The organism is Janibacter sp. FSL W8-0316 (assembly GCF_038004165.1).
Classification (GTDB): domain Bacteria; phylum Actinomycetota; class Actinomycetes; order Actinomycetales; family Dermatophilaceae; genus Janibacter; species Janibacter indicus.
Map to the genome: position 1 here is coordinate 803,985 of NZ_JBBOQX010000001.1, position 15,747 is coordinate 819,731.

General features: G+C 72.6%; 13 protein-coding genes. 3 read left to right on the forward strand and 10 right to left on the reverse strand.

Annotation, left to right across the window (positions count from 1 at the left end; genetic code table 11):
• Positions 1-12: 12 nt before the first annotated feature.
• The 9 genes from aroB to NYE39_RS03945 form a co-directional block, all read right to left on the reverse strand.
• Positions 13-1,083, reverse strand: a complete 1,071-nt coding sequence (gene aroB, locus NYE39_RS03905) for a 3-dehydroquinate synthase (RefSeq protein WP_072624772.1) — start codon at positions 1,081-1,083, stop codon at positions 13-15.
• Complete coding sequence (locus tag NYE39_RS03910; protein WP_072624773.1) at positions 1,080-1,595, reverse strand: shikimate kinase; 516 nt, start codon at positions 1,593-1,595, stop codon at positions 1,080-1,082. Before NYE39_RS03910 ends, aroB begins: the two co-directional genes overlap by 4 nt.
• Positions 1,592-2,821 carry a chorismate synthase gene (gene aroC, locus NYE39_RS03915; protein WP_072626228.1) on the reverse strand — a complete coding sequence of 410 codons (1,230 nt, stop codon included), beginning with the start codon at positions 2,819-2,821 and terminating at the stop codon, positions 1,592-1,594. The genes NYE39_RS03910 and aroC overlap by 4 nt, the downstream gene beginning before the upstream one ends.
• A 35-nt stretch (positions 2,822-2,856) precedes the next feature.
• Positions 2,857-3,702, reverse strand: a complete 846-nt coding sequence (locus tag NYE39_RS03920; RefSeq protein ID WP_236953353.1) for a shikimate dehydrogenase — start codon at positions 3,700-3,702, stop codon at positions 2,857-2,859.
• On the reverse strand, positions 3,696-4,847 hold the full coding sequence (gene mltG / locus NYE39_RS03925) for an endolytic transglycosylase MltG (protein ID WP_341011894.1): 1,152 nt from the start codon (positions 4,845-4,847) through the stop codon (positions 3,696-3,698). Before mltG ends, NYE39_RS03920 begins: the two co-directional genes overlap by 7 nt.
• Positions 4,844-5,299, reverse strand: coding sequence for a Holliday junction resolvase RuvX (ruvX, locus tag NYE39_RS03930; protein WP_234993858.1), 456 nt, complete (start codon positions 5,297-5,299; stop codon positions 4,844-4,846). The genes mltG and ruvX overlap by 4 nt, the downstream gene beginning before the upstream one ends.
• A gap of 79 nt (positions 5,300-5,378) precedes the next feature.
• A complete protein-coding gene (gene alaS, locus NYE39_RS03935) occupies positions 5,379-8,060 on the reverse strand; it encodes an alanine--tRNA ligase (protein ID WP_341011895.1) in 2,682 nt (893 codons plus the stop codon).
• A 174-nt stretch (positions 8,061-8,234) separates the two neighbouring features.
• Positions 8,235-9,134 carry a hypothetical protein gene (locus NYE39_RS03940; protein WP_341011896.1) on the reverse strand — a complete coding sequence of 300 codons (900 nt, stop codon included), beginning with the start codon at positions 9,132-9,134 and terminating at the stop codon, positions 8,235-8,237.
• Between the two features lie 94 nt (positions 9,135-9,228).
• Entirely contained in the window at positions 9,229-10,719 is a 1,491-nt protein-coding gene (locus NYE39_RS03945) for an HNH endonuclease signature motif containing protein (protein ID WP_341011897.1), read from the reverse strand.
• Positions 10,720-10,782: 63 nt separating this feature from the next.
• Between NYE39_RS03945 and NYE39_RS03950 the strand changes: the two genes are divergently transcribed.
• Positions 10,783-11,817: an LLM class flavin-dependent oxidoreductase gene (locus NYE39_RS03950; protein ID WP_341011898.1), complete on the forward strand. Its 1,035-nt coding sequence runs from the start codon at positions 10,783-10,785 to the stop codon at positions 11,815-11,817.
• Between the two features lie 4 nt (positions 11,818-11,821).
• Here the strand turns inward: NYE39_RS03950 and NYE39_RS03955 are convergent, their stop codons facing one another.
• Positions 11,822-13,240, reverse strand: a complete 1,419-nt coding sequence (locus NYE39_RS03955; RefSeq protein WP_341011899.1) for a replication-associated recombination protein A — start codon at positions 13,238-13,240, stop codon at positions 11,822-11,824.
• Positions 13,241-13,258: 18 nt separating this feature from the next.
• Here NYE39_RS03955 and NYE39_RS03960 point away from each other — a divergent pair, with 18 nt between their 5' ends.
• Entirely contained in the window at positions 13,259-14,035 is a 777-nt protein-coding gene (locus NYE39_RS03960; RefSeq protein WP_341011900.1) for a GNAT family N-acetyltransferase, read from the forward strand.
• On the forward strand, positions 14,035-15,747 hold the full coding sequence (locus tag NYE39_RS03965) for an FUSC family protein (RefSeq protein ID WP_072624782.1): 1,713 nt from the start codon (positions 14,035-14,037) through the stop codon (positions 15,745-15,747). Before NYE39_RS03960 ends, NYE39_RS03965 begins: the two co-directional genes overlap by 1 nt.

Here is a 15,747-nt window from a genome sequence, read left to right on the forward strand (position 1 = left end):
CTGACCCCGGCGTCAGGCGAGGGCGGCGTAGGCCTCGCGCAGCAGGCTCTCGTCGGGGCCCACGAGGCGGGTGGGCTCGGCCAGGGCATCGAGGACGACGAAGCGCAGCGTGGCCCCTCGGGTCTTCTTGTCGCGCCGCAGGGCCGTGAGCAGCTCGTCGAAGCTCGCGCCGGAGTAGCTCGTCGGCAGCCCGAGCACACCCAGGACGTAGCGGTGCCGCTCGAGGAGTGCGGCGTCGATGTGGCCGGTGCGGTGGGCCAGCTCCGCGGCGTAGACCATGCCGATCGCGACGGCCTCGCCGTGCCGCATCCGGTAGCCCTCGTGGTGCTCGATGGCGTGCCCGAGGGTGTGGCCGTAGTTGAGGATCTCGCGCAGGTTCGACTCGCGCAGGTCGGCGGCCACGACCCGGGCCTTGATGGCGATCTTGCGCTCGATGACCTCGCGCAGTGCCGTCGAGCCGGGGTCCTGCACGCTCGACTCGTCGGCCTCGACGACCTCGAGGATGCGCGGGTCGGCGATGAAGCCGCCCTTGACGACCTCGGCCAGACCCGCGGACAGGTCGGCCGGGGGCAGGGTCGCGAGGTGGTCGAGGTCGCACAGCACGGCGGCCGGGGTGTGGAAGGCGCCGACGAGGTTCTTGCCCTCGGCGGTGTTGATCCCCGTCTTGCCACCGACGGCCGCGTCCACCATGCCGAGCACCGTCGTCGGGACGTGCACGACGGCCACGCCCCGCAGCCAGGCGGCTGCCGCCCAGCCGGCCAGGTCGGTGACGCTGCCGCCACCGACCGCGACGACCGCGTCGGTGCGGGTGAAGCCGGCTTGTCCCATGACGGCCCACAGCCCGGCGGCGACCTCGACGGTCTTGGCCGCCTCGGCATCGGGCACCGGGGCGACGTGGACCTCGAGCCCGGCGTCGCGCAGGGCGGTGGTCACCGGCTCGGCGAGTCGGGTCAGCGGAGCACCGTGGACGACGAGGACCCGGGCCACGCCCTCGGGCAGCACCTCGGCGACCCGCGCCGAGACCCCGTGGCCGACGAGCACCTCGTAGTCGTCACCGACGGGGATGGTCGTCACGTCGCTCATGCGCTCACCTCGAGCAGGGTCAGGGCCTCGGCGACGACGGCCTCGACGTCGCGTCCGGCGGTGTCGACGCGGTGGTCGGCCAGCGACTCGTAGGTCGGGCGGCGCGCCTCCATCGTCTTGATCCAGCTCTGGCGGGGGTTGACCGACAGCAGCGGTCGGCTCTTGTCGAAGCCGATCCGCTTGGCGGCATCGGCGATACCGACGTCGAGGAAGAGCACGCGGTGCGCGGCCAGGGCCTCGGTGACCGCGGGGATCATCGGCGCTCCCCCACCGAGGGCGAGCACCGTGCCGTCGTCGGTCAGGGAGTCGAGCACGGCGCGCTCCTCGGCGGCCCGGAAGTAGTCCTCGCCCTCGTCGACGAAGAGGTCGGAGATCGTGCGCCCTTCGCGCTCCTCGACGAGGGCATCGGTGTCGACGAGGCGACGACCCAATCGCTGCGCCAGGGCGGCGGCGACGGTCGACTTGCCGACCCCGGGCGGACCGATGACGACGACGAAGGGAGCCCCGCTCACGCCTCCCACGTCCGCATGAGCTCAGGGATCGCGTCGAGGTAGGCCCGGTGGTTGCGGGCGGTCTCGGCGACCGAGTCGCCGCCGAACTTCTCGACGCAGGCCTCGGCGAGCACGAGCGCGACCATCGCCTGGGCGACGACGCCCGCGGCGGGGACGGCACACACGTCGGAGCGCTGGTGGATCGCGGTCGCCGGGTCGGTGCCGGCGACGTCGATCGTCTCGAGCGCCCGCGGGACGGTGCTGATCGGCTTCATCGCGGCGCGCACGCGCAGCACGTCACCGGTGCTCATGCCCCCTTCGGTGCCCCCGGCGCGGCCGGTGCGGCGCTGGATGGTGCCGTCGCCGTCACGCTCCATCTCGTCGTGGGCGGCCGAGCCGCGGCGGCGGGCGGTGGTGAAGCCATCGCCGACCTCGACCCCCTTGATCGCCTGGATGCCCATGAGCGCGCCGGCGAGCCGGGCGTCGAGGCGACGGTCCCAGTGGACGTGGCTGCCCAGGCCCGGCGGCAGCCCGTAGGCGAGGACCTCGACGACGCCGCCGAGGGTGTCGCCGTCCTTCTTGGCCGCCTCGATCTCGGCGACCATCGCGTCGGTGCCCTCGCGGGTCATCGCCCGCACAGGATTGGCGTCGAGGGTGGGGGTGTCGTCGGGAGTCGGCAGCGGACCGTCGGCGGGGGCCTCCCCTTCGCCGATCGCGACGGTGTGCGCGACGAGCCGGATGCCATAGGCCTGCTCGAGGAAGCGCTCGGCGATCTCGCCGAGGGCCACGCGGGCGGCGGTCTCGCGAGCCGAGGCGCGCTCGAGGACGGGCCGGGCCTCGTCGAAGCCGTACTTCTGCATGCCGACGAGGTCGGCGTGACCGGGGCGGGGGCGGGTCAGCGGGCGGTTGCGGGCGATCTCCTTGTCCGCGTTGACGTCGTCGGAGGCGGCGAAGGCGGCGGCGTCGACGGGGTCGGCGCTCATGACCGTCTCCCACTTGGGCCACTCGGTGTTGCCGATCATCACGGCGAGCGGGGAGCCGAGGGTGCTGCCGTGGCGCACTCCGCCGAGGAAGGTCACCTGGTCCTGCTCGAACTTCATCCGGGCACCGCGCCCGTAGCCGAGACGACGACGGGCGAGCGCACCCGCGACGTCCGAGGTCGTGACCTCGACCCCGGCCGGCAGCCCCTCGAGGGTCGCCACGAGGGCCTGGCCGTGCGACTCACCAGCAGTCAACCAACGCAACATGTCCGGCATCTTCCCATCCCGCGGGCGCGACCCCGTCAGGCGTCCGGGGTGTGGCCGAGGGCCGCCCGGCCCGCGGCCTGCATCGCGACCACCGGCGCCGGCTCTCCGGTGAAGAGCTCGAACTGCCGCGCCGCCTGGTGGACGAGCATCTCGAGCCCGGAGACCACGGTGGCGCCACGCTCCCTCGCGGCGCGAGCCAGTGGTGTCGGCCAGTCGGCGTAGACGACGTCGAGCAGGACGACCCCCTCGAGGTCGGCTCCGTCGACCGTGGCCGCCACGGCCTCGTTGGCCGCGCCGCCCGGCACGGTGCTCACGACGACCTGCGGACCGGTCGAGGTCCACGAGCGAAGCGGGCCGGTCCCACCGGTGATCACGCCCGGCACGGCGTCAGCGAGGGCGGCGGCCTTGGCCTCGTCGCGGGCGGCGATGCCGACCTGCTCGGCGTCGAGCTCGTGCAGCGCGAGCGCCGCCGAGCGAGCCGTCGCGCCGGAGCCGAGCACGAGGGTCCTCGCGGGCGCGGTCACCCCCGCCTCGCGCAGCGCGGCCCGGAGCCCGTAGACGTCGGTGTTGTCCGCGATCCAGCCGGCGTCGGTGCGCACGAGGGTGTTGATCGCCCCGGCCCGGCGGGCCAGCTCACTCACCTCGTCGGCCACGTCGAAGGCCGCGACCTTGAGCGGCATCGTCAGGCTCAGGCCGCGCCACATGACGTCGAGGCCGGCGACGAAGGGGGCCAGTCCCCCTTCGTCGACCTCGTGGGGCGTGTAGTCCCAGTCGGCGAGGCCGGCCGCCTCGTAGCCGGCCACGTGGAGGGTCGGCGAGAGGGAGTGCCGGATCGGGCTGCCGAGGACGCCCGCGTGCCGGGTCGTCTCGCTCGTCAGCACCGGTCCTGGTTGTCCGCGCACCACTGCTCGAACTCCTTGACGTTGTTGTCGTGCTCGCGCTGCGTCTCGGCGAACTTCGTCTCGCCGGTGTCGGGGTCGACAGTGACGAAGAAGAGCCAGTCCCCCTCGTCGGGGTTGCCGGCAGCCTTGATCGCCTCGGCCCCGGGGTTGTTGATCGGCCCCGGAGGCAGACCGGTGTGCTTGTAGGTGTTGTAGGGGCTGTCCGAGTTGCGCATCTCGTCGGTCGTGCCGGCCTTGCCGCGCTCCTGGAAGACGTAGTGGACCGTGCTGTCCATGTTGAGCATGCCGACCGTCGGTCCGCCCACGTCCTCGAGCCGGTTCTCGATGACCCGCGCGACCTTGCCGCGGTCGGCGGCCCCTGCCTCGCCCTCGACGATGGAGGCGATGGTGAGGGTGCGCTCCCAGTCGGCCCGCTCGACGCCGGCCTTCTCCAGCTCCTTGGTCGTCATCGAGATCATCTCGTTGAGCTGCTCGACGGCGCTGGCGTCCTTGTCGAACTCGTAGGTCGACGGGAAGAGCCACCCCTCGAGGTCGCCCTCGGCCTCGTCGGGCAGCTTCAGCTGCGCCGACTTCTCGGCCTTCTCGTAGTCGGCGACGGGCACGTCGGTGCCCTCGGAGAGCTTTGTGTAGATCTCCGAGCGCCACAGCCCCTCGGGGATCGTGATGCCCTTGGCCACGCGGTTCTTGGGGTCGAGCAGTCGGTCGAAGGCATCGGCGGCCTTCATCTCCTTGAGCATCGCGTAGGTGCCCGGCTGGATCGACGCCGCCTTGTCGGGCTGCGTCGCGGCGACCTCGGTGAAGCTGCTCGTCGACTTGATGACTCCCGCCTCGACGAGCGTCTCACCGATCTCGGAGCCGGCCTGGCCGGAGGCGACCTCGACCTCGACCTTGCCGTGGCCCGGGCCCTCGAAGTCCTTGTCCTCGGAGCCGCCGGGGATCATCGAACGCAGCGACCCGAAGGCGAAGAAGACGGCACCGACGACCACGGCGGCCGCGATGACCATCGCCAGGCATCCGGCGCCGCCACTGCGGCTGGAGCGCGCCTCCTTGAACCGGCGCTGACGGCGGGTGTGGCCGTGCTCGCGCGGCCCGTCGTCAAAGATGTCGTCGTCGAGCTGGTTCATGCCTTCTTGCCCTTCCGCGGTGTGCGTCGGCGCGGCCGACCTACCCGTTCCCCAGGGGGTCTACCGGTTGCGCGCTCCGTGTCCAGCGCAGTCTGCAGGATGAGCACCGCTGCCGCTTGGTCCACCACGTCCCGATGGCGACGACCGGCAACACCGCTCTCCCGCAGGCCCCGATGAGCATCCACTGTCGTGAGGCGTTCGTCCACGAGGCGGATCGGCGTGTTCCCGATCGGTGCCTCGGACAGCGCCTGACCCAGTGATCTGGCCCAGGAACGGGCCTTGTCGGCCGCCGGCCCCTCACTCCCGTCGAGGGAGCGCGGCAGGCCGACGACGACCTCGAGGGCCTGCGCCTCCGAGACGATCTGGACCACCCGGTCGATGTCGGTGGCGTGCTCGAGATCACGCGCCACCGTCTCGACCGGCGTGGCGAGGAGCCCGTGGGGGTCGCTCATCGCGACCCCCACGCGGGCCTCGCCCACGTCGATGCCGATGCGGACCCCGCGCCGCGGGGTCCGCTCGGCCGTGCCCTTCTCAGGCACCGAGCTCGCGCTCGATCGCGGCCATGGCGTCCTCGACCTTGGTGGCGTCCTGACCGCCGCCCTGGGCGAGGTCGTCCTTGCCGCCGCCCCCGCCGCCGAGGACCTGGGCGGCGACCCGCACGAGGGCCCCCGCCTTGACCCCCTTCGCCCGGGCTGCGCCGTTGGTGGCCACGACGACGACGGGCTTGCCGGGGCCGTCACCCGTGAGGGCGACGACCGTCGGCCGCTCCTCGCCGAGCTGGGCGCGGGTGTCGGTCACCATCTGCCGCAGGTCGTCGGGTGCACCGCCGGAGATGTGCTGGCCGATGTAGGTGACACCTCCGACGTCGCTGGCCGCGTCGGTGAGCGAGCCGGCCGAGGCCGCGACCTGCTCACGGCGGACCTTCTCCAGCTCCTTCTCGACCTCACGCAGCCGGGCGACGAGCTCACCGACCCGCTCGGGCAGGTCGGCGGCCGGCGCCTTGACGATGGTCGACAGCTCTGCGACGAGCGCACGCTCGGTCGCCAGGTGCTGCAGGGCGTTCATGCCGACGTAGGCCTCCAGTCGGCGCACGCCGGAGCCGACGGAGGACTCGCCGGTGAGGGTGAGCGCGCCGATCTGGCTGGAGTGGCGCACGTGGGTGCCACCGCAGAGCTCACGCGACCACGCACCGCCGATCTCGATGACGCGCACCTGCTCGTCGTAGGTCTCGCCGAAGAGGGCCAGCGCGCCGCGCTCACGCGCCTCGGGCAGGGTCATCCAGTCGGCGGAGACCGGCAGGTCGTCACGGACCGCGAGGTTGGCGACGTGCTCGATCTCGGCACGCGCGTCGGCGGAGAGGGACTGGTTCCACGCGAAGTCCAGGCGCAGGTAGCCGGGCTTGTTGTAGGAACCGGACTGCAGGGCCGACGGGCCGAGCACCTGGCGCAGCGCCGCGTGGACGACGTGGGTGCCCGAGTGCGCCTGACAGGCGTCGATGCGCCACTGGGGGTCGACCTCGGCCGAGGACTCCTGCCCCACACGCACCGGCCCGTCGGCGACCTCGACGGTGTGGACGACCAGGCCCTTGACCGGGCGCTGGACGTCGCGCACGAGCAGACGGGCACCGTCGACGACGATGGTGCCGGAGTCGGCGATCTGACCGCCGGACTCGGCGTAGAAGCTCGTCCGGTCGAGGACGACCTGACCGGTCTGGCCCGGCTCGAGCTCTTCGACCCGGGCACCGTCACGGACGAGGCCCACGACGGAGCCCTGGGTCGTCAGCTCCTCGTAGGCGCGCCAGTCGGTGGCGCCGAGCGAGCGCAGTTCCTTCCAGACCTCCGTGTTGGCGTGGCCGCCCTTCTTCGCCTTGGCGTCGGCCTTGGCGCGCTGGCGCTGCTCGTCCATGAGCCGCACGAAGCCGTCACGGTCGACCTTGAGCCCCTGCTCGGCCGCCATCTCGAGGGTGAGGTCGATGGGGAACCCGTAGGTGTCATGCAGGGCGAAGGCCTGCTCGCCGGCGAGAGTGTCGCCGCCGCTCTCCTTGGTCCGGCTCACCGCGGTGTCGAGGATCGTCGTGCCCTGCGCGAGGGTGCGACGGAAGGCCTGCTCCTCGGCGTAGGCGATCTGCGCGATCCGGTCGAAGCCGGTGCGCAGCTCGGGGTAGGACGCGCTCATCCGCTCCATCGAGACGGGCAGCAGGTGCGGCAGGGCCGGGTCCTCGTAGCCGAGCAGTCGCATCGCGCGCACCGCGCGGCGCAGCATGCGGCGCAGGACGTAGCCGCGGCCCTCGTTGCCCGGGGTGACGCCGTCACCGATGAGCATGAGCGAGGAGCGCACATGGTCGGCGACGACCCGCAGGTGGACGTCGTCGGGGTGCGAGTCGCCCGCGGTCTGGCCCGACTGGGTGCCGTAGGAGCGGCCGGTCATCTCCGCGGCCTTCTCCAGCACCGGGTAGACCTCGTCGATCTCGTACATGTTGTCGACGCCCTGGAGGATGCTCGCGATCCGCTCCAGGCCCATGCCCGTGTCGACGTTCTGCGCCGGCAGCGGACCGGCGACGTCGAAGTCCGCCTTCGACCGGACGGCCGAGAGCTCGTACTGCATGAAGACGAGGTTCCAGATCTCCATGTAGCGGTCCTCGTCGACCTCCGGCCCGCCCTCGCGGCCGTACTCCTCGCCGCGGTCGTAGAAGATCTCGCTGCACGGCCCGCCGGGGCCGGGCACGCCCATCGACCAGTAGTTGTCGGCCTCGGCGCGACGCACGATCCGCTCCTTGGGGATCGAGGTCAGCTCCAGCCACAGCTGCTCGGCCTCGTCGTCGTCCGTGTAGACCGTCGCCCACAGCCGCTCCGGGTCCAGGCCGTACCCCCCTTCGGGCTGGGGGGTGGTGAGCAGCTCCCAGGCGAAGGCGATGGCGTCGCGCTTGAAGTAGTCGCCGAAGGAGAAGTTGCCGTTCATCTGGAAGAAGGTGCCGTGGCGGGAGGTCTTGCCGACCTCGTCGATGTCACCGGTGCGCACGCACTTCTGCACGCTCGTGGCGCGCGTCCAGGCCGGGGTCTCCTGCCCGAGGAAGTAGGGCTTGAAGGGGACCATGCCGGCGTTGACGAAGAGGAGGTTAGGGTCCTCGTGGATCAGCGGGGCGGAGGGGACGACCGCGTGTCCCTTGCCCTCGAAGAAGGTGAGCCAACGGCGCCGGATCTCGGCAGTTTCCATGGGTGTTCGCGTCCAATCAGTGATGCAGTGGGGTTCTCGGGGCAGGAGCGAAGGGGGCGAGCGGCGCGTCAGGCGCGGGTCGCCCCCGAGGTAGCTCGCCGCGCGGTGATCCAGCGCGGCCGTCCGAGAGGCACGGTCATGGCCCCTACCTTACCCACCGGTCGGTGTCCGACCTCAGCACAGCGCGGTGCCGACGGCCTCGTGGCCGCCTTGGCCATCAGGGACGAGTATCGTTCGGACGCCGAGGTCGGCCGCAGCGTGCACGGCGGCGTCGACCATGCGCTGACGAGCATCGTGCGGTGCGTCCTCGGAGAGCTCGAGCACCTCGATGCACGCCACGTCCTGTTCCGGGCAGGTCACGACGGCGCAGTGCCCAGCGGGCCCCTCAGCGAGGTCCTCGCCCAGCAGCTGCAGCCAGACGAGGAGGCGTCCTTCGGCGCGGATGGCGCGCACCCGGCCAGGGTCGAGGCCGGCACGTGCCAACCAGCTCCCGTCACTCGCTCCGTCACCTGCCTCGGCCTCGGTGTCGACGTCGGCCAGCCACCCGAAGGAGAACGACCGTCCACGCAGGAGCGCCAGCAGCATGCCAAGGGCCACCCTGAGGCGCGTGCGCCATGGCAACCGGACCCTGCGCCCCGGGTGCCAGCTGACCTCGGGCGCGCACTGCGGGACATCACTAACCCACAGCCCGACCTCGTCTCCGATCGTTGTCGACGGAGAAGACAGCACGATCTCCTCCCCCTCCCGACGCCGGGTGGCCCGGGCGAGCAGGCCGGTGTCGAGCTCCTCCATGAGCCAGAACTGCACGTCTTCGCACCACGCCTCCAGAGGGTTCTGCCCCTCAGGCCAGACCTCGTGGTCGCTGTACGGCCCCTGGAGGTCCCGGCCGAACCACACGACGAAGGTGTGCGGGTTGCGCCGCCACCTGAAGACGACGGCGACCTCGTCCTCCGCCGTGGACTCGGTGCCGATCTCGGCGCGCACGTCGACGAGGTTGAAGCCCTCCGTCGGTGGGTGCAACGTCAGGTGGTGATGCAACGCCTTCGCGTGCTCGGCGATCGGGTGCTCGGACATGTCGGCAGTCTGACGGCCCGAGGCGCCCCGTGCCACGGAGTTCTCGGGCGAGTGGGCCTCCCCACCTCCAGAGGGCGCCCGCCCCGTCTGACGCTCACCCGGTGTCGAGCAGCTCGATGGTTGTGGCGGGTCTGAGCACGTCGGGTGTGAGCACATCGACTCGGCGTCGTCGCCGGGCCATCCTGTCGCGGCACGGGAGCATCGACAGCAACTGGGCTTCCGCGCTTGAAGGGTCCGGGAGGGAAGGCTCCGGCAGGCGCTCGAGGACCGGCGGCACGGGACTGCCGTAGCGGTGCCCCGTCGGGGTCAGGGTGACGACCTCGGGCGCGTTGCTCGCGGCCGAGCTCTCGCCGCCTGCGCGCGCTTCGACGGTTGCGGAACGCCACCCGGGTCGCGCCTTGGTGAGGTTGTGGCGCGCGCACAGCCCCTGGCCGTTGTGCGCGGTCGTCGCGCCGCCGAGGGTCACGGACACCACGTGGTCGTCGTGCCGGATCGGCGCGTCGCAGAAGGGGAACCGGCACACCCCGTCGCGCACACGCAGCAGCCGCCGCAGCGATGAAGGGAAGGAACGCCGGCTCGGATCCGTGGCGACGACGCGACCCACCTCGTCGGTGAAGATGCGCCGCAACCAGGTGCGACCCGAGGCCTCGCCATCACGGGGGGCGTCGTCACCCGCGGTGTCGTCACCCGCGCCGTCGACCCCGAGGACGAGGTCACGGGCCAGTCCGGCCGGGAGCGGACCGTGCCCGAGCAACGACGCCGGCGCGTCATCCACGCCGAGCAGGGTGCCCGGCGACATGACGAGCTGCACCTCGACCGGGACCGCATCGGCGGCGGCCTGGCCGGTGAGACGTTCGACGAAGAGGTCGGCCATGAGCTGCCCGATGCCGCGCTCGTCGCCGGCAGCCTTGGCGGCCTCGGCATCGCGCCGCAGGGCGGCCCACGCGGCCACGCCCTGCTCGACGGGCAGCAGCCCGGTGACCACGGCCATCGTGTCGGGCTGGGGGCGGATCGACACCCGCCGGTCCGCCGTAGCCCGCGCTCGCCGACGGGCCATGGCCCGGGAGTCGATCGCCACGGCCATCGCCCGAGCTGCCCGCTCGATCTGCCGCGGCGTCATGCTCGCCAGCCGGTCGGCGAGCTCGGCATCGACCCGCCGCCGGTCGTCGGGGTCCAGGACCGCCGTCTCTTTGGCCAGGACGGTCGCGCCCCACTCGCTCACCGTCCCCGCGCTGAGGTGTGCCAGGGCGCAGGGCAGCTCGTCGACGAGCGCGCGGGCCAGCCCCAGGTGCCGGGAGCCGAGCGTCGCGCTCTCCCGACGCGCCAGCCCGATCTCGTCCCCCAACCCGCGGCCCCGCTCCGCGGCGGGCACCCCGGCATCCATCTCGCGCGCCACGCGGCCCTCACGCAGGGCTGCGGTGACCCTGGCCTGGGCGGCCGCGGCGGCGGACTTCAGCCGCTCCAGCGCTGCGATCTCGTCGATCGCCTCCGCCTCGTCGACCGGACCGCCGAGCTCCCGCAGACGCTCGATCATCCCCGTGACGCCGGTGGCGTCGAGGGTGTCGAGGGGTGCGGTGAGGTCCATGATGGAACACTACGGGCGAGCACCGACAACGCACCCGGGCCCATGACGTGCTGGGATGGGGCCATGGATCTCCAGCTCGGTCTCGACACCTTCGGCGACATCGCCCTCGACCGCGACGGGCAGCCGCTGCCGGCGGCCACCGTCGTCCGCGAGGTCCTCGCGGAGGGTCAGCTCGCCGACTCCCTCGGCATCGACGTCTTCGGGGTCGGCGAGCACCACCGCCCCGACTACGCCGTCTCCGCACCCGACACCCTCCTCGCCGGCCTGGCGACGACGACCGAGCGGATCCGCCTGGGCACGTCGGTCACCGTGCTGAGCTCCGACGACCCGATCCGGGTCTTCGAGCGCTTCTCGACCGTCGACGCCCTCTCCCACGGGCGCGCCGAGATCACCGTCGGGCGCGGCTCCTTCGTCGAGTCCTTCCCGCTCTTCGGCCTCGACCTGCAGGACTACGAGGTCCTCTTCTCCGACAAGCTCGACCTCCTCGCGCACGTGCTGCGCGAGGAGCCGGTCCGCTGGCAGGGCAGCACCCGCCCGCCGGTCGAGGTCGACCGGATCATGCCGCCGACCGAGTCCGGTCACCTGCCGACGTGGGTGGGGGTGGGCGGCACGCCCGCGTCGGTCGTCCGCGCGGCCCGCTACGGCATGCCGATCGTCATCGCGATCATCGGTGGGGCGACGGCGCAGTTCGCGCCGCTCGCCGACCTCTACCGTCGCGCCTGCGAGGAGGCCGGTCACCCGGGCCTTCCGGTCGCGGTCCACTCCCCCGGCCACGTCGCCGAGACGGACGAGCAGGCGGCACAGGAGTACCTCCCGTACTTCGTCGAGCAGATGCGCAAGCTCGGCGCCGAGCGCGGCTGGCCACCCATGACCGAGGCGCAGGCCCGTCAGCAGCTCACCCCGGAAGGCGCGGTCTACTGCGGCTCCCCAGAGACCGTGGCGCGCAAGATCGCGACGACGCTGCGCACACTGGGCGCCACCCGATTCCAGCTCAAGTACAGCAACGGCCGCCTGCCTCACGACCTGCGGATGTCCTCGATCCGCTTCTACGGCGAGCAGGTCGTGCCGCGGGTCCGTGAGCTCATGGGCGAGGCCTGACTCCTCAGCCCTTGCCGCGCAGCCGCCCCCGCAACCACGCCCACCGCTCCTGCAGCCGCGCCTCGAAGCCCCGATCGGTCGGGCGGTAGTACGACCGGTCGGCCAGCTCGGCGTGCAGGTCGTCGGGCAGGTACTGCTGGGCCGCGACCCCGTCGGGCTGGTCGTGCGCGTAGACGTAGCCCTCGACCTTGGCGCCGCCGACGGCTCCCTTCGCCCGGTCCGACGCCTGGGTGTAGCCGGACCCGCGCAGGTGCGGCGGGACGGCCTGGACCTTGCCGGCGCGCACGTCGGCGACGGCTTCGTTGATACCCGTGTACGCCCCATTGGACTTCGGCGCGAGCGTGTTGTGGACCACCGCCTGGGCGAGGATGATCCGTGCCTCCGGCATGCCGATCTGGGCGACGGCATGCATGGCTGCGACCGCGGTCTGCAGTGCCGTGGGGTCACCCATGCCGACGTCCTCCGAGGCCGAGATGACGATGCGCCGGGCGATGAAGCGCGGGTCCTCCCCCGCCTCGAGCTGTCGGGCGAGGTAGTGCAGGGCGGCGTCGACGTCGGACCCGCGCATCGACTTGATGAAGGCCGAGGCGACGTCGTAGTGCTGGTCGCCGGTGCGGTCGTAGCGCACCGCGGCCCGGGCCACCGCCTGCTCGACGTGCGCCAGCGTGAGCGGGATCCCGGCCTCCGGGACCTCACGACCGAAGGGGTGATCGCCGTCAGCGACCCCGGCCGAGGCCTCGAGCGAGGTGAGGGCCCGTCGTGCGTCGCCGCCGGCGATCGCCACGAGGTGCTCCCGGGCCTCGTCGGCGAGGTCGTAGCCGCCGGCCAGCCCGCGCTCGTCGGTCAGGGCCGCGTCGATGACCTCGCCGACCTCCTCGCGGGTCAGCGACTCGAGCGTCACGAGGATCGAGCGGGACAGCAGGGGCGCGATGACCGAGAAGGAGGGATTTTCGGTCGTGGCCGCGACGAGGACCACCTCGCGGTTCTCGACGCCGGGCAGGAGGGCGTCCTGCTGGGCCTTGCTGAAGCGGTGGATCTCGTCGAGGAAGAGCACCGTCTGCCGGCCGTACATCGACCGATTGGTCGCGGCACGCTCCATGACCGCACGCACGTCCTTGACCCCTGCCGTCACCGCTGACAGCTGGACGAAGTCGCGGTCCGCGGCCGTCGCCACCAGGTGGGCCAGGGTGGTCTTGCCGGTGCCGGGCGGGCCCCAGATGATCGCCGACATCGGCCCGGCGACGGCATTGGCGCTGCCCTCGACGAGCCGTCGCAGCGGCGACCCGGGGCGCAGCACCTCGCCCTGACCGCGCACCTCGTCGAGGGTGCGCGGGCGCATCCGCACGGCCAGCGGCGCGTTGAGGTCGGCGCCGGTGGGTTCCGTGTCGTCCTGGGCGGAGGCGAAGAGATCGTCGGGAACCACAGGTGGCACGCTATCCCGGTGAGCAGACACCCCGCCCCGACGACCCCCACCGAGGTCCCGATGGACCGGCTGCTCCACTTCACCGACGACGACCCGGCCGTGGGTGCCGAGGCCACCCCGAGCGTGGAGCCGGCCGCCCTCGGGCTGCGCCGTGACGGCCGCTGGGCCGTCGCCTTCGTGCGCCCCACCCACACGCATGGCATCTCGCTCATGCTCCGCGGCGACGACACCCTGCTCCGTGAGCTCGTGAGGTCCTCCCCCTTCGCCTCGTGGTCGGACCGGGCGCGGGCGAAGGGAGCGAACGCCGTCACCCTGCCGCGAACGGCCGAGGACCTCGGGCTCATCGCCGCCGAGCCCTCACGCTGGGAGTTCATGTCGACGACCGAGGTCGTCCCCGTGGTCGCCCCCCGCGGGCTCGTCGACCTGCCCGTCGCCGACCGTGACGAGGTGCAGGCACTGCTCGACGAGCACAACCCCGGGACCGACGGTCAGCCCTTCGCCTGCCCCGGGCAGCGGTGGGTCGGGGTCCGCGACGAGGATGGCGATCTCCTCGCGGTCGGCTGCTGCGAGCCGGAGTCCTCGGGCGCCCCCGTCCTGGCCGGCATCACCGTCGTCCCGGCCGCGCGCGGGCTGGGCCTCGGGCGGGCCGTGACCGCCGACCTGACCCGGGTCGCGGTGGCCGAGCACGGGTGGTGCACCCTCGGCATGTACTCGCACAACGACCGGGCGCGCGGGGTCTACCGTTCACTGGGATACGTCGTGCATGCCGAGTGGAGCAGCGGGAGGTTGACCTGATGGCCGGTGTCGTCGGCGAGTACCTGCGCCCGCTCGTCAGCTGGAACCCCGGACCGCAGCGTCGCTGGGTCGCCGGACGGGCGGCGATCGCCGTGGCCCTGCCGCTCATCGGCTACACGATCACCGGTCACGCCCAGCAGGGCTTCCTCGCCGGCATGGGCGTCTTCGCCGTCCTGTACGGCGCCTCGGCTCCCGTCCGACGTCGCTTCGTCATCACCCCCCTCGCGGGCCTGGGCCTGCTGGCCTCGATGGCCCTCGGCATCGCCCTCGCCGGTCACCCCGTCCTCGCGATCATCGCGATGGCGCTGGCCGCCACGGTGGCCGCGATGCTCACCTACACGCTCCAGATCGGCCCACCCGGAGGCTTCTTCTTCGCCCTCGTGTGCGGCATCGGCAACCTCGCTGCCACCAACGGCACCCCGGCCACGACCCTCCTCGGCATCGCGGGCACCGGTGTCCTGTCCGCGATCGTCGTGGGCACCTCCGACTTCTGGCTGCGGGCCCACGGCATCGAGGACGCAGCGGTGACCCACGCCGAGCAGGTCGTCGGCGCCTACCTCGACGAAGGCGACCCGGCCCGGGTCCCCGCTGCTCGCCGCGCCGCGGCCAGGGCGCTCAACGACGCGTGGACCGCGGTGACCGACGGTGGCTCCGACGACCGCTTCGGGGGCCGGCTGCAGCGCGTGCACAGCCGGTACGCCAGCGCCGTCTCCCGAGCCGTCGACGGCCCCGATGCCGAGGTCACCGCAGAGCTGGCCCTGCACGAGGCGGCGCGGGTGCGTCAGGTCTCGCTCGGCCGCCCTCGCGCCTCGTGGTCCCTGCGGCAGGCCCTGCGCTGGCCCAGCGAGGACCTCCTCGTCGCCGCTCGGGTCGCGGCCGCGACCCTGATCGCCGGCTGCATCGCCCTCGCCCTGGACAACGCCCACGCCTACTGGGCCGCGGCCTTCGCCGTCCTCGTCGTGCACACCGGCGGCACCCGCTCCGTGCAGTTCCACCGGGCCTTCCAGCGCACCGTCGGCACCGCAGCGGGTCTGCTCGTCTTCGCCCTCCTGCTGCGCCTCGACCCCACGCACTGGTGGATCATCGCGATCATCGTCGGCCTCCAGTTCGTCGTCGAGCTGCTGATCACGCGCAACTACGCCCTTGCCGTCGTCTTCCTCACCCCCCTCGCCCTGCTGATCTCCGAGTCGGTGACCGGCATGGACCCCGACACGATCGTCTTCGACCGCGCGGTCGACACCCTCATCGGCGTCGGCGCCGCCGTCCTCGTGCTCGTCGTCTCGAGCCGTCTCGGCCGGCCCGAGCTGCTGCTGCGCGCCCACGCCCGTCGGGTGGTGCTCGCCCTCGACGACGTCCTCGCCGACCTCGCCGAGCGCCGCACCCGCACCGACGAGGGCATGGCCGCCCACCTCGACCACTGCAAGCAGCTCTACGTCGAGCTGCTCGAGTCCGACCGGGTCGCTGCCCGGGCCCACGCCGACGCACCCGCCGCGGTCGCGCCCTACCGACGCATGGAGCAGGTGCTCGCGGCGATCGGCTACCAGGTCCTCGGCGCGACGTGGAACCCCCGGGTCCGCGGCCAGGGCGAGGTCATGGCCCAGGCGCGCGAGGCCCTCTCCGGCCTGACCGTCCACCCCGTGACCCGCCACCGGTCGGCCGACGAGATCACCGCCGACCTGCGCCGGGTCCAGACGATCCTCGCCGAGGCCTGA

Excerpts from the sequence above, each read along its gene's own strand:
- aroB (WP_072624772.1), bottom strand. The coding sequence starts at position 1,083 with ATGAGCGACGTGACGACCATCCCCGTCGGTGACGACTACGAGGTGCTC.
- aroC (WP_072626228.1), bottom strand. The coding sequence starts at position 2,821 with ATGTTGCGTTGGTTGACTGCTGGTGAGTCGCACGGCCAGGCCCTCGTG.
- mltG (WP_341011894.1), bottom strand. The coding sequence starts at position 4,847 with ATGAACCAGCTCGACGACGACATCTTTGACGACGGGCCGCGCGAGCAC.
- ruvX (WP_234993858.1), bottom strand. The coding sequence starts at position 5,299 with ATGAGCGACCCCCACGGGCTCCTCGCCACGCCGGTCGAGACGGTGGCG.
- alaS (WP_341011895.1), bottom strand. The coding sequence starts at position 8,060 with ATGGAAACTGCCGAGATCCGGCGCCGTTGGCTCACCTTCTTCGAGGGC.
- NYE39_RS03940 (WP_341011896.1), bottom strand. The coding sequence starts at position 9,134 with ATGTCCGAGCACCCGATCGCCGAGCACGCGAAGGCGTTGCATCACCAC.
- NYE39_RS03945 (WP_341011897.1), bottom strand. The coding sequence starts at position 10,719 with ATGGACCTCACCGCACCCCTCGACACCCTCGACGCCACCGGCGTCACG.
- NYE39_RS03950 (WP_341011898.1), top strand. The coding sequence starts at position 10,783 with ATGGATCTCCAGCTCGGTCTCGACACCTTCGGCGACATCGCCCTCGAC.
- NYE39_RS03965 (WP_072624782.1), top strand. The coding sequence starts at position 14,035 with ATGGCCGGTGTCGTCGGCGAGTACCTGCGCCCGCTCGTCAGCTGGAAC.